This is a genomic window from Ralstonia sp. OTU4908 (assembly GCF_038440115.1).
Lineage (GTDB): Bacteria > Pseudomonadota > Gammaproteobacteria > Burkholderiales > Burkholderiaceae > Ralstonia > Ralstonia pickettii.
The window spans coordinates 109,876-123,061 of sequence record NZ_JASATD010000002.1 but is presented as its reverse complement, the minus strand read 5'-3'; the positions used below and the strand labels follow the sequence as shown (position 1 = coordinate 123,061).

Annotated in this window: 9 protein-coding genes and 3 tRNA genes; 9 read left to right on the top strand and 3 right to left on the bottom strand. The window is 61.9% G+C overall.

Annotated elements, in window-relative coordinates:
• Positions 1-8 precede the first annotated feature (8 nt).
• The 5 genes from AAHM38_RS02400 to AAHM38_RS02380 all read left to right on the top strand — a co-directional run bounded on the left by AAHM38_RS02400 (position 9) and on the right by AAHM38_RS02380 (position 6,644).
• Complete coding sequence (locus AAHM38_RS02400) at positions 9-1,895, top strand: extracellular solute-binding protein (RefSeq protein ID WP_179817505.1); 1,887 nt, start codon at positions 9-11, stop codon at positions 1,893-1,895.
• A 16-nt stretch (positions 1,896-1,911) separates the two neighbouring features.
• A complete protein-coding gene (locus AAHM38_RS02395) occupies positions 1,912-2,964 on the top strand; it encodes a microcin C ABC transporter permease YejB (RefSeq protein WP_116574839.1) in 1,053 nt (350 codons plus the stop codon).
• A 14-nt stretch (positions 2,965-2,978) separates the two neighbouring features.
• Positions 2,979-4,103, top strand: coding sequence for an ABC transporter permease (locus AAHM38_RS02390; protein ID WP_116574840.1), 1,125 nt, complete (start codon positions 2,979-2,981; stop codon positions 4,101-4,103).
• Entirely contained in the window at positions 4,100-5,755 is a 1,656-nt protein-coding gene (locus AAHM38_RS02385; protein ID WP_116574841.1) for an ABC transporter ATP-binding protein, read from the top strand. Before AAHM38_RS02390 ends, AAHM38_RS02385 begins: the two co-directional genes overlap by 4 nt.
• Before the next feature lie 241 nt (positions 5,756-5,996).
• Positions 5,997-6,644, top strand: coding sequence for a C40 family peptidase (locus AAHM38_RS02380; protein ID WP_009238440.1), 648 nt, complete (start codon positions 5,997-5,999; stop codon positions 6,642-6,644).
• 75 nt (positions 6,645-6,719) lie between these two features.
• On the opposite strand, the gene AAHM38_RS02375 is transcribed toward AAHM38_RS02380, so the two are convergent.
• Positions 6,720-7,676 (bottom strand): patatin-like phospholipase family protein, encoded by a 957-nt coding sequence (locus tag AAHM38_RS02375; protein WP_012761744.1) that lies wholly within the window; start codon positions 7,674-7,676, stop codon positions 6,720-6,722.
• Between the two features lie 205 nt (positions 7,677-7,881).
• Here AAHM38_RS02375 and gltX point away from each other — a divergent pair, with 205 nt between their 5' ends.
• From gltX to AAHM38_RS02355, 4 genes are all read left to right on the top strand, one after another.
• A complete protein-coding gene (gene gltX, locus AAHM38_RS02370) occupies positions 7,882-9,279 on the top strand; it encodes a glutamate--tRNA ligase (RefSeq protein ID WP_012761745.1) in 1,398 nt (465 codons plus the stop codon).
• 126 nt (positions 9,280-9,405) lie between these two features.
• A tRNA-Ala gene (locus AAHM38_RS02365) sits at positions 9,406-9,481 on the top strand.
• A 119-nt stretch (positions 9,482-9,600) separates the two neighbouring features.
• A tRNA-Glu gene (locus tag AAHM38_RS02360) sits at positions 9,601-9,676 on the top strand.
• Positions 9,677-9,739: 63 nt separating this feature from the next.
• Positions 9,740-9,816 (top strand) — tRNA-Asp (locus tag AAHM38_RS02355).
• A gap of 105 nt (positions 9,817-9,921) precedes the next feature.
• Here the strand turns inward: AAHM38_RS02355 and AAHM38_RS02350 are convergent.
• The gene (locus tag AAHM38_RS02350) at positions 9,922-11,268 is read right to left on the bottom strand and encodes an MATE family efflux transporter (RefSeq protein WP_012761746.1); all 1,347 of its coding nucleotides are present in this window, start codon (positions 11,266-11,268) and stop codon (positions 9,922-9,924) included.
• A gap of 19 nt (positions 11,269-11,287) precedes the next feature.
• Positions 11,288-13,078 carry an ArnT family glycosyltransferase gene (locus AAHM38_RS02345; protein ID WP_009238436.1) on the bottom strand — a complete coding sequence of 597 codons (1,791 nt, stop codon included), beginning with the start codon at positions 13,076-13,078 and terminating at the stop codon, positions 11,288-11,290.
• Positions 13,079-13,186 lie beyond the last annotated feature (108 nt).

Below are 13,186 nucleotides of genomic sequence, written 5' to 3'. Positions count from 1 at the left end.
GGGGCGCAATGAGCGTGCGCGTTGCGGCACACAAGCGATTCATGGCGCTGTTCAGCCTGCTGGGGGCGATCTGCGCGACTCCCGCGTGGGCGGCACACGGCTACGCCGAATATGGCGACCTCAAGTATCCGGCCGGTTTCTCCAACTTCGGCTATCTGAACCCGAAGGCGCCCATCGGCGGCATGCTGCTGCTCGGCAATCCGGACCGCCGCACGAGTTTTGACAAGTTCAATCCGTTCACGATCAAGGGGACGTCGGCGCCGGGGCTGAATCAGTTGGTCTTCGAAAGCCTGCTCATCACAAGCTGGGATGAAACCGCCAGTGGCTATGGCCTGCTTGCGGACGACGTGACGGTCGCCCCCGACGAGCTCTCGGTCACCTTCCACATCAACCCGCGCGCACGATTCTCCAATGGCGATCGCGTGCGCGCGTCCGACGTCAAATACTCCTACGCCATGCTGATGGGCAAGGGGGCAAGCCCCGCCTACCGCAGCATGACCGCGGATGTTGCCAAGGTGACGGTGGTGGACGCCAGCACCATCCGTTACGACTTCAAGCGCAAGAACAAGGAGCTGCCGCTCATCGTCGGCGGCCTGCCGGTGTTCTCGCCCAAGTGGGGCAAGGGCAGTGGCAAGCCCGATGATCCGGACGGCGGCAAGGATGTCGCATTCGACAAGCTGACCTTCCAGGACCCGATCGCGAGCGGCCCGTATGTGATCGAGCGCTTTGACCCGTCGCGCGGCATTACCTTTCGGCGCAATCCCGATCATTGGGGGCGCGACTTGAATGTTCGCCGTGGGTCATTCAACTTTGAGCGAATCCAATACAAGCTCTACAAGGACGAAACTGCCCGCCTGGAGGCGTTCAAGGCTGGCGAGTACGACGCCATGGTCGAATACCGCGCCAAGAACTGGGCGAAGAGTTACGTCGGCGTGAAATTTCGCAGCGGCGAGCTGATCAAGAGCGAATTCCCGCATCGCAACGGTGCCGGCATGCAGGGCTTTGTGATGAATCTGCGGCGGCCTCTGTTCCAGGACCTTCGCGTGCGCAAGGCGCTGGCGTTGGCGCTCGATTTCGAATGGCTCAATCGACAGCTTTTCTATGGTGCATATCGCCGGCTCGACAGCTACTTCGCCAATAGCGAGCTGGCCGCGTCGGATTCGCTCACGGGCACGCCCAGCAAGGGTGAGCTGACGTTGCTGGAGCCGCTGCGCAGCAAGCTCGACCCCGAAGTGTTTGGCGTGCTGTCCGCCCCGCCTTCGACGGATCCCCCCAGCTCGCTGCGGGACAACCTGCGGCAGGCGCGTCGCCTGCTGGCGCAAGCCGGCTGGACGTACACGGACGGCGCGCTGCGCAACAGCAAGGGCGAGCCGTTCGTCTTCGAGATGCTCGATGACGGGGGCGCCATGAGCCGCGTCATGGCAGCGTACGCGCGCAACCTCGAGAAGCTCGGCATTCAGGTCAACCAGCGCATGACCGATTTCGCGCTCTACCAGAAGAGGTTGGAAGAGTTCGATTTCGACATGATCTCGCTGCGCTTTCCGGATTCGCAAAGCCCCGGCAACGAGCTGAAGGATCGCTTCGGTTCAGCGGCGGCTGACGAGGCCGGCTCGGACAATGTGATCGGCCTGAAATCGCCAGCCGTGGACGCGCTGATCGACGATGTACTGCGTGCCGACAATCGCGACGAGCTGATCACCGCCTCGCGCGCGCTCGACCGCGTACTGATGCACGGCTGCTATGTGATTCCACACTGGTATTCGGCTTTGCACCGCGTGGCCTACAACAAGAACCTGATGTACCCGGATCGTTTGCCGTATTACTACTCGGCCGAGGCCTGGGTGCTGACGGCCTGGTGGCGGATGCCGGAATCCCCCCAATCGGCTGCTAAATGACCGCATCGGTGACACCATGTTCGCGTACCTGATCAAACGGTTGCTGCTCCTGATCCCGACGCTGATCGGCGTTGTTACGCTCACGTTTGTCGTGATCCAGTTCGTGCCCGGTGGTCCGGTCGAACAGATGATGATGGAGATGAAGGGGCGGGGCGGTGGCGGCGAGGCCAGCGGTGGCGGCGCCTTCGACTATCGCGGGCGTCGGGGCGTCGACGCCGAGAAGATCAAGGAAATCCGCGCCTTGTATGGTTTCGACAAAAGCCCCGTCGAACGTTACTTCCTGATGCTTGGCCGTTTTGCACGCTTCGACCTGGGTGAAAGCTATTTCCAGCACCGCAGCGTGTGGGATCTCATCAAGTCGAAATTGCCGGTATCGATTTCGATCGGCTTGTGGACATTCTTTCTCACATATCTCATAGCGGTGCCGCTCGGCATTGCGAAGGCAGTGCGCGCAGGCAGCCGGTTCGATCTTGTGACCAGCATCATCGTGCTGGTCGGTTACGCCATCCCGGGCTTTGTGCTGGGGGTGTTGCTGCTGGTGCTGTTTGGTGGGGGCACATTCTTCCAGTGGTTCCCGATCCGCGGCATCACGTCCGACAACTGGGATCAGCTTGGCCTGCTTGGCAAGATCACGGATTACCTTTGGCACATCACGCTGCCCGTCATGGCGTCGGTGGTGGGCAGTTTTGCCGTCATCACCATGCTGACGAAGAACGCGTTCCTGGAGGAAATCCGCAAGCAGTACGTGCTGACCGCGCGTAGCAAGGGCCTGTCGGAGCGGCGCGTGCTGTGGAAGCACATCTTCCGCAACGCGTTACTGCCGCTGGTGACGGGCTTCCCGTCGGCATTCATTGGTGCGTTCTTTACGGGTTCGCTGCTGATCGAGCAACTGTTCTCGCTCGACGGCATGGGGCTGCTCTCGTATGAGGCCGTGATGCGACGCGATTATCCGGTCGTGCTCGGCACGCTTTACCTGTTCACGCTGATTGGGCTGGCTGCGCGGTTGATTTCCGACGTGTGCTACGTGCTGGTCGATCCGCGTATCCATTTTGGCTCGGTTGGGCGATAGGTGGGCCAGCAACCATGACGCAGTATTCCCGCACTTCCACCCAGGTATCCAACATAGCGGCGGCGCATCCGGTGCGCCATTCGCCGTCGCCGCTCAAGCGCGCGTGGCGTCGCTTCAAGCAGCATCGGCTGGGCTATTGGAGCCTGATCATCTTCGTGGTGCTGTTCGTTCTGAGTCTGGGCGCCGAATGCATTTCCAATGACCGGCCGCTGGTGGTCAAGTATCACGGCAACTGGTATTTCCCGATCGTGAAGGCATACCCCGAGACGACCTTCGGCGGGGATTTTCCGACCCCGACGGATTACCTCGATCCATTCATCCGGGACAAGTTCAAGGAGCCGGGAAGCTTTGCGATTTACCCGCCCAATCCGTATTCGTACGAGACGCTGAACTATTTCTCGAAGGAGCCCAACCCGGCGCCGCCGTCCGCTGAGAACTGGCTCGGTACCGATGACCGTGGCCGCGATGTGTTTGCGCGGCTGCTGTATGGCTTCCGCGTGTCGGTGCTGTTCGGCCTGGCGCTCACGGTGCTCGGCGTGGTGGTCGGCACACTGACCGGCGCGCTGATGGGCTTCTTCGGCGGGCGCTTCGATATGGTGTCGCAGCGCCTGATTGAAATCTGGAGTTCGATGCCGGAGCTGTACCTGCTGATCATCTTCGCGTCGATCTTCACCCCCAGCCTTGGGCTGCTGATCATCCTGCTGTCGCTGTTCGGCTGGATGAGCCTGTCGGATTACGTGCGCGCCGAGTTCTACCGCAACCGCTCGCTCGACTATGTGAAGGCCGCGCGAGCGATGGGCCTGTCCAGTTGGCAGATCATGTGGCGCCACATCATGCCCAACAGCCTGACACCGGTGATCACCTTCCTGCCGTTCCGCATGAGCGCGGCCATTCTTGCGCTCACTAGCCTCGATTTCCTTGGGCTCGGCGTACCGCCATCCACCCCGAGCCTCGGTGAGCTGCTGGCTCAGGGCAAGGCCAACCTGGATGCGTGGTGGATCTCGCTATCGACGTTCGTGGTGCTCGTGCTGACCCTCGTGCTGCTGACTTTCATGGGCGACGCGCTGCGCGATGCCTTCGACACGCGCCTGTCATTCGCGCAACTTCGCACGCGCCAGAAACCGACGGGGGTGAAATGACCCGCGTCGATCTGCGTTCCTCCGCACCGAAGTTCGACGGCCCGCTGCTGAGCCTGGATGACCTGTGCGTGCATTTCGAATCCGAGCACGGCGAGGTGACAGAAGCCGTCAAGCATGTCTCGCTCGATTTGCACGTCGGCGAGCGGTTCGCGTTGGTGGGCGAATCGGGCTCAGGCAAGTCCGTGACCGCACTATCGATCATGCGATTGCTGGCCGATGCGCAATACAGCGGCCGTATCCTGCTCGAAGGCCGCGATCTGCTGGCCGCCAGCGAGCGCGAAATGCGCGGCCTGCGTGGCGCCGATGTCGCCATGGTGTTCCAGGAGCCGATGACGGCGCTCAACCCGCTGTACACGATCGGCAACCAGATCGTCGAAACGCTGGAATTGCACGAGGGACTGGACAAGCGCGCCGCCAAGGCACGTGCGATTGCGCTGTTGGAGCGCACCGGCATTGCGGAGGCGCCGCGCCGGTTTGATGCCTTCCCGCACCAACTGTCGGGCGGTCAGCGCCAGCGCGCGATGATTGCCATGGCGCTGGCATGTTCGCCCAAGCTCCTGTTGGCTGACGAGCCGACCACCGCGCTCGACGTGACGGTGCGCATGCAGATCCTGCAATTGCTGCGCGAGCTGCAGGCTGAATTCGGCATGGCCATCATGCTGATCACGCACGACCTGAACATGGTCCGTGCCTTTGCTGAGCGCGTTGGCGTGATGGAGCGGGGCGTCCTGGTCGAGACCGGCAACACAGCCGACGTATTTGCCGCGCCTCAGCACCCGTACACGGTGCGCTTGCTTGAGAGCCGCCCGCAGCGCGACGTGCTGCCGCTGGTGCCGCTTGCACCGGTGCTGCTCGAAGCCGACAAGCTGACGGTCACCTACGAACGCCATCGCCCTGGATTTGCCGGCTGGTTCAGGACAGACCCGTTCACCGCGGTCGATGCCGTGTCGCTGCAACTGCGCGAAGGCGAGACGCTCGGCATCGTGGGGGAATCCGGCTCTGGCAAGACCACGCTCGCGCAGACGCTGCTGGGTCTACAAACCGCAAAGAGCGGCGACCTGCGCTTCCTTGGCAACTCGCTGCTGCGCATTTCTCGCGATGAGCGCCGGGCGGTGCGCGCGCGCATGCAGGTCGTGTTTCAAGACCCGTATGGCTCGCTGTCGCCGCGCATGACGATCGAAGAGATCGTTGGCGAGGGCCTTGCGCTGCACCAGCCGCATGTCAACGCCACCGAGCGCCGTCACCGCGTGATCGAGGCGCTGCGCGAGGTCGGGCTGGATCGCACGGCTCTGGGCCGCTATCCGCATGAATTCTCGGGTGGGCAGCGCCAGCGCGTTGCCATTGCGCGGGTGCTGATCCTCAAGCCGCAGTTGCTGGTGCTTGATGAGCCGACTTCGGCGCTTGACGTGTCGATCCAGCAGCAGGTGCTTTCGCTGCTCTCAGCCCTTCAGAAAAAGTACAACCTGTCGTATCTATTCATCAGCCACGACCTTGCCGTTATTCGCGCGATGTCACATCGCGTGGTGGTGATGAAGGATGGAAAAGTGGTGGAAGAGGGCGACACTGAAGCGGTGTTGGCGTCGCCTTCGCACCCCTACACCTGCAAGCTGATGGCGGCTGCCTCGCTCATCCCCGCTCGGGATAACCCGTAATTTCCACTGCTCTTGCCCCAGGTCAGTGCAGTTTAGAGGCGCGGTTTTTGTAAGAATGCGCATCTAAAGTCATGTCTAAGTACCTGATTTGCATGTGGATTCCGAGGAATTTGTAACGACCTTTGACAAGTCAAAGTGTCACTTTTATCATCCTGCGAGATTGTTTTAACAAGATTCGGACTGTTCTCATTTGCGACGGCGTATGTCGGCCGCATCATTACAAGTTTCCGAGGGAGAGCCAATGCAGCATTTCGTACTTCATTCCATGGCGCGCCTGGCGGTAGGTGTTGTGATCGGTTGCGGCGTGCTCGTGTCGAATGCGGTGCATGCTGATACGGTCTTCAAGGACACGGAAGTCCGCGCCGACGTCAAGCCCGAAGCCAAGTCCGGCCTCATTTCCAACGTAATGAGCAAGACCGGCGACGTGGTCATGAACGCACTGGGCATGATCGGCCTGCGTTACCGTTTCGGGGGCAATACGCCGGAATCGGGCCTCGATTGCAGCGGTTTCGTCCGCTACGTCTTCAATGACACCTTCGGTTTCCTGCTGCCGCGCCGCGCCGTGGAAATGAGCCGCGTCGGCACCAGCGTCGACACGGCTGAACTGCGTCCTGGCGACTTGGTGTTCTTCAACACCATGCGCCACACGTTCTCGCACGTCGGCATCTATATCGGCGACAATAAGTTCGTGCACGCACCGTCCACGGGCAGCAAGATTCGCGTGGACGACATGACCGCCTCGTACTGGGTGACGCGCTACAACGGCGCCCGCCGCATCGAGGGCAATTCCGGTACCGCAATCAAGGACGGCGCCGATAACTTTGTCGAACAGCTCAAGCGCGTTGACCCGAACGCCGCTGGCAAACCGCTGGCAATGTACGGTGGTTGAGTCGCTCCGATTGGCTATCACGCAATAGAAAAAAGACCGCCGCGGCGGTCTTTTTTGTTGCCTGCAGACGGCGTGTCAGTGCGGTGGCAAGGGTGTGCCGACGACGGTCTGCGTCAGATGCAGCTTCTCGCGCAGCAACGGCATGGCGGCCTGGGCAGCCTGCTCGCCCGCGAGAATCGCCTCGTTGCGCGCGGTAAAGTCGCTGCCCTTCACAAACGGCAGCGACGGCGTGATGACCACATCGGCCTGGGCCAGCTCCGTCTTGCTGATGCTCTGCCCCATGATGGCTGTCGTCTGCAGCAGCATGCTCGCCTGCCCCGACACAGCCTGGTTGGCAGGGTCTGCCGAGATGTTCACTGCAATCACGAACGTCGCGCCCATCTGCTTGACGTAGGTAACCGGCACTGGCGCCACCAAGCCGCCGTCCACATATTGGCGACCGCTGATCGTTACCGGCTGGAACACGCCCGGGATACTGCAGGACGCACGCACCGCCTGACCGGTATTGCCCCGCCGGAACAGGATCGGCTTGCCGCTCGCCAGATCCGTCGCAACGATGCCGAGTGGAATGCGCATCTGCTCGATCGTCTTCTGCTTGACCAGCCGGTTGATGTATTTCTCCAGCGCCTCGCCCTTGAGCCAGCCGCCGAAGCGCGTTCCGAAGGGCAGCGCCCAGTCGGCGATCATGGCCTCGTCCATCTTGAGGGCCATGCGGTTCATCTCCAGCCCCGACATACCCGATGCGTAGATCGCCGCCACCACGCTGCCCGCGCTCGTGCCGGTGATGAAGTCAATCTGAATGCCCTGGGCTTCCAGCATCTTGATGACGCCGATGTGCGCAAAACCGCGCGCGGCACCGCCGCCCAGCGCCAACCCGATCCGCAGGGGCTGTGAGGCGGGCAGGGCCGTCGGCGGTAGTACAGCCGTGGCGGGGGTGACGGGTGTTTCAGTTTTGCCGGGCGAAAAGCCCGTCACGGTGCAGGCGGAGAGTATCGAGGCGCCGGCGGCACCCAGGAAGAGGCGGCGTTGCATGAGGAGGTTGGGGCGGTTTGATATGCCGCGTAGTTGTGTTCAGTCGTAACGGAGCGCACTGCGGCCGGCCGCCATTGTGCCAAAGTTCGGCGACGGGTCGGCCAGACAGGTGCAGCTCGGTTGCTATAATTTCGGTTTTGATAGAGGCCGCTCAGGATCCGTACTCAGGGTCCGACCACGCGGCCTTCTTCGTTCGGCCATTCCTATGACACAGCGCGTCCGCACTCGTTTCGCTCCCAGCCCCACGGGCTTCATCCACCTCGGCAACATCCGCTCGGCACTCTATCCGTGGGCCTTCGCGCGCAAAATGAAGGGAGATTTCATTCTGCGCATCGAAGACACCGACGTGGAGCGCTCCAGCCAGGAAGCCGTCGACGTGATCCTGGAAGCGATGGATTGGCTCGACATGGACATCGACGAAGGTCCGTTCTACCAGATGCAGCGGATGGACCGGTACCGCGCCGTGGTCGCGCAGATGGTGCAGCAGGAACTCGCCTACCCGTGCTACATGAGCACCGAAGAGCTCGACGCTCTGCGCGAAGCGCAACGCGAGCGTGGCGAGAAGCCCCGCTACGACGGCACCTGGCGCCCGATGCCTGGCAAGGTTTTGCCCACGCCCCCAGCCGGCGTGCAACCAGTGATCCGTTTCAAGAACCCCATCGGCGGAAGCGTCGTGTGGGACGACGCAGTGAAGGGCCGTATCGAAATCTCCAACGATGAACTCGACGACCTCGTGATCGCGCGCCCCGACGGTACGCCTACGTACAATTTCTGCGTGGTCGTCGACGACATGGATATGCAGATCACCCACGTGATCCGCGGCGATGACCACGTCAACAACACCCCCCGCCAGATCAACATCCTGCGCGCGCTTGGTGGTACGCCGCCGGTCTACGCTCACTTGCCGACCGTGCTCAACGAGCAGGGCGAGAAGATGAGCAAGCGCCACGGTGCCATGGCCGTCACCGGCTACCGTGATGCGGGCTATTTGCCCGAAGCCATCGTCAACTACCTCGCCCGCCTCGGCTGGGCGCACGGTGATGCTGAGATCTTCTCGCGCGAACAGTTCATCGAATGGTTCGACCTCGAACACCTGGGCAAGTCGCCGGCGCAATACAACCCCGAAAAGCTCGCCTGGCTGAACAACCACTACATCAAGCAGGCCGATAACGTGCGCCTGGCCGATCTGGTGAAGCCGTTCATTGAAGAGCTGGGTGGCAAGGTCGATGGCGGCCCTGTGCTGGCTGACGTGATTGCGCTCGTGAAGGATCGCGCCAACACGCTCCGTGAAGTCGCGCAGACCGCGCTGCTGTTCTATCGCACGGATATCGCGGTCGAGCCGGAATTGGCTGCGCAGCATCTCACTGACGACGTACGCCCTGGCATTGCCGTGCTGGCAGAGAAGCTTGGCGCGCTGCCGGAGTGGAAGCGCGAGGCCATTGGCGCTGCCTTCAAGGAAGTGTTGGCGGCACAGGGCTGGAAGATGCCGAAGCTGGCAATGCCGGTACGCCTGCTGGTGGCGGGCCAACTGCAAACGCCGTCGATTGATGCTGTGCTGGAACTGTTCGGTCGCGACGTCGTTCTGCGGCGCCTGGGCGCGTGATGAATCCGGCTCAAAAATTTTTGCTTAAGGGTATTGCCAAGCGCTAAACACTTCCCCTATACTCTTGTTTTCGCTGCAACACGAAGCGAAATGCAGTAAGAAGCAAGCAGTAAAAGGCAGTACCTTGGGGCTATAGCTCAGCTGGGAGAGCGCTTGCATGGCATGCAAGAGGTCAGCGGTTCGATCCCGCTTAGCTCCACCAAAATGCCGGAAGATTCGATTCAAAAATAAATTTTGAAAAGAGGCTTCCAAAACGCAAAAAAGTTCGTTATAGTAGCGGACTTCGCAGCGTAAGACAGAAAGCGTTGCAAAACAGTTTCTGTCCCCTTCGTCTAGAGGCCTAGGACATCACCCTTTCACGGTGAGTACAGGGGTTCGAATCCCCTAGGGGACGCCAAAACAAGAGCTTAACCAGAAGCTCATAGCAAGATCAGTCTCTAGCTGATGTTGCGACCGACACGGAGCGGTAGTTCAGTCGGTTAGAATACCGGCCTGTCACGCCGGGGGTCGCGGGTTCGAGTCCCGTCCGCTCCGCCAAATCAAAACCCGCTGCTTGCAGCGGGTTTTTTCTTTTGCGCTTTCTATTCAGTTCTAGTCATTCCAGATTGACGCCGCTTTTAAAGCGGCGGCGAATGGCTTTCTTTAATCGGCGGTACGGCTAACTCGATTGAAATAGCTGACCAGCAACGCGCCGGCCACCATCAAACTGAGCGCGTTGGCCGCCCAGAAGCCGGCTGCGCCACGCAGAGGCGTCGCAAACTCCCCCAGTAGTCCAAATCCGAGCACGTAGCCGCCGCCCAGACCCACGCCCCACAGCGATAAGGCGTAGATGACGGTCGGGATGAGCGCGATCTTGTATGCGCGCAGGATGAATGCAGTCATGACCTGCAGCGCATCGAACATCTGATAGAAGGCGATGAAAGGCAGCAGCGGCACCGCAATCGCCAGGACAGTAGCATCGTGCGTGTAGAGGCTGACCAGCTCGCGACGCAAGAACAGCACGGCCGCGCAGACGATGATCGCGCACATCACCGCCAATTTGATGCCGTTCAGCGAGATGCGTCGGGCCGCAACGCGATCGCGCGCGCCGATCGACTGCGCAGCCAGCGTCGACGTCGCGATCGACAAGGACAGCGGCACCATGTAGGCCACTGCCCCAAGGTTGGCGGCAATCTGATGCCCTGCCAAGACCACCGTACCGAGACGCGCGATGAAGATCGCCATCAACGTGAACGATGTGATCTCGATCAGGTAGGTGAAGCCCATCGGCACACCCAGGCGTACGAGTGCCCACAGCCGGGCGCGATTGGGTGGTGAGTATTGCGTGAAAATCGCAAGCGGCTTGTATGCGGGATTGCGCATCAGGATGGCGGCCGCAGCCACAAACCATAGCCAGCTGATGATCATCGAGGCGAGTGCACAGCCCGGGCCACCCATCGCGGGGACGCCCATGCCGCCGTACAGAAACAGTGCGTTGAGCGGAAATTTGATGGCGAGGCCGGCGAGCTGCAGTACCGTCACCATCACTGGGCGCGACAGCGCGTTGTTCAACGCAGAGTAGATCCGGAAGCCGAGCGCTGCAGGTAATGCGAGTGCTTCATACCGCAAATAGGCGGTGGCTTTTTCCGCGAGTTCGGGCGTGGCGTCTGCCAGTTGCAGTAGTGGGGCGGGGAACCACAGGATCAGCATGCCGATCGCCGCGAGCACCAGCCCGAGCCAGACAGCCTGGCGCACTTCTTCGCCGATCTCGCTGTGCCTTTGCGCGCCATACAGTTGGCCGGCGATGGGCGAGAGCGCTTGCAGCACACCCATCAGGCTGATGTACACGGTCACGTAGATCGACCCGCCGAGTCCGATGGCCGCGAGGTCTGCTGCAGAGGCGCGGCCAGCCATCGCCGTATCGAGCACGCCGAAAGCGATGACCGCCAACTGGCCGATCAGCACAGGCCAAGCCAGTGCGGTAATGCGGCGGACGTCGGCGACAAACATGTGGGTACGACCGAGAGCGTTATTGGCGCAGCTTGCGCCGGCGTGTGGTGGCCGGCGCGGGCGGCGGATGTGTGGCGGTGGCGGCCTCGGTCAGGCGGTACATGCGGAAGTGCTCGTCGCGGTCGGCGGGGCGTCGGCCTTCCCAGATCGGGCGCCACTCGTAGTTGGAGACGCTCGTCGGTGCACCGTAGTCGTACGGGTCGTGACGCAGCAGGATGTCGCAGTTGTCCTCGGCGCTGCCGAAGCGGATGTGGCCGAAGTACGCAAACGAGGCAAGCTGCGCATCGCCCATGCGGATTGGCTGCACGCACGTGTAGGTGCGCGGCAGCGCAAGGGCGGCCGACTGCGCAACATCACGGTACGTCTTGGCGTAGTTGATGGTGGGCAGCCACAGCGTCATCATCAGCACCCACATGAGCGTGGTGCCGGCGGCCGAGATCACCACGGCGCGCCAGATGGCCTTGGGTGCGCGCGATGTGCGCCAGACCACGATGAGCACCCACGCCGCGGTCACGAGCAGCGCGCAGACCAACGCGGTCCAGCTGAACTCAGGCCGGTAGCCCGGCACGATGCGGTACACGTTGCGCGCAAGCTGAGGCGGAAAACCCGTCATCTTGGCGATCCACAGCAGCCATAGCGTGCCACCCAAGATGGTGAAAGCCAGCAGAGCAAACCAGTCGATTGCGCTGATCACGCCACGCTTGAGCGTTGGCAGTGCGAACGTGGCCATCACGGCCATCGGCGGAATCAGCAGCAGGAAGCCGTCGTCGCCCGGGTGAGGCTGCATGAGCAGCAACACAAATTGCGGCAGGAGGACGGCCAATGGCAACGTGATATGCGGAGCGGTACGCATGCCGCCCCAGCTTTTCCACGCCCATGCGGCCAGCGGCCAAACCGGCCAAGCAAACAGCGGCAGGTTGCGTGCGACAAAGCCAAGCGAATGCGCCGTAGGACCGGCGTATTGATGGCGATCGAAGCGCGCCCATTCACGGACGTAGGTCACGGCGTCAGTCGGATTGTTTGCCAGCAAGTACGCTATTGCCGGCCACGAGCAGCCGAGTACGATCGACACGGGCAGTGCTACTGTCAGCAGAGGTCGCAGCGGCAGTACGCGCGTGGCATGCGCGGCGATCAATACGGCCACCGTGATGGCCAATGGCAGGATTGGGCCGCCCGCCAGCGACAGGCAGCCGATGCCGATGCCGTAGACGAGACTGCCGTGCACCGGCTTGTCGAGCGCTCGGATCAAGCCATACACCGCGACCGCCACGAAGCACAGCGCCCCGACCAGCGGTGTCGTTTCGTGACCGCGTTGCGCGAGGCCAACGCAGGCGAGGAAGATCAGCAGTGCACCATCTGCCAGTGTACGGCCATAGTCGCGCGTGTTTGGCTGGCCGCCGAAGACGAACTCAAACGGTTGGACTTCTGGGCGCCGACCCAGCAGATAAGCCCCGTACCAGATGCAAGCACTGGTAACGAAGAAGAAGAGAGCGGTGGCCAGGCGAGACGCGTCCGCCGGGCCGAGCCATTGTCCGAAGAGGTGAATGAACGCGCCGCCGATCCAGAACACCAGCGGCCCAGATTGCACGACGGGGCGCCCGACGATGTTCGGCATCAGCCAGTCCTGCGCACTGCCGGTGGCCAGCGTCCACATCGCGCCGAAGCCTGCGGCGTCTTCGTTCTTCCACGGGTCGCGCGAGAACAGGCCCGACAGGCCGTAGATCACGCAGATGGCAAGCAGCAGCCAGCGCGGCAACTCTCGGGTGGCGGCGGCAGTCAGGCGGATGCGCGAGACGCGGGTGGTGTTCATCGGGTGTCAGACCGGGCGAGCCCAGTCGGGGTTGCACTGGAACGTGCGAATCGTAAAGAGCGGCCGAATCAACGGCCTAAGCATGTACCGAGAAACAAAAAAGGCAGC

Bases quoted from the DNA above. Each gene is read 5' to 3' on its own strand.
- AAHM38_RS02400 (WP_179817505.1), top strand. From the start codon at position 9: ATGAGCGTGCGCGTTGCGGCACACAAGCGATTCATGGCGCTGTTCAGC.
- AAHM38_RS02395 (WP_116574839.1), top strand. From the start codon at position 1,912: ATGTTCGCGTACCTGATCAAACGGTTGCTGCTCCTGATCCCGACGCTG.
- AAHM38_RS02390 (WP_116574840.1), top strand. From the start codon at position 2,979: ATGACGCAGTATTCCCGCACTTCCACCCAGGTATCCAACATAGCGGCG.
- AAHM38_RS02385 (WP_116574841.1), top strand. From the start codon at position 4,100: ATGACCCGCGTCGATCTGCGTTCCTCCGCACCGAAGTTCGACGGCCCG.
- AAHM38_RS02380 (WP_009238440.1), top strand. From the start codon at position 5,997: ATGCAGCATTTCGTACTTCATTCCATGGCGCGCCTGGCGGTAGGTGTT.
- AAHM38_RS02375 (WP_012761744.1), bottom strand. From the start codon at position 7,676: ATGCAACGCCGCCTCTTCCTGGGTGCCGCCGGCGCCTCGATACTCTCC.
- gltX (WP_012761745.1), top strand. From the start codon at position 7,882: ATGACACAGCGCGTCCGCACTCGTTTCGCTCCCAGCCCCACGGGCTTC.
- AAHM38_RS02350 (WP_012761746.1), bottom strand. From the start codon at position 11,268: ATGTTTGTCGCCGACGTCCGCCGCATTACCGCACTGGCTTGGCCTGTG.
- AAHM38_RS02345 (WP_009238436.1), bottom strand. From the start codon at position 13,078: ATGAACACCACCCGCGTCTCGCGCATCCGCCTGACTGCCGCCGCCACC.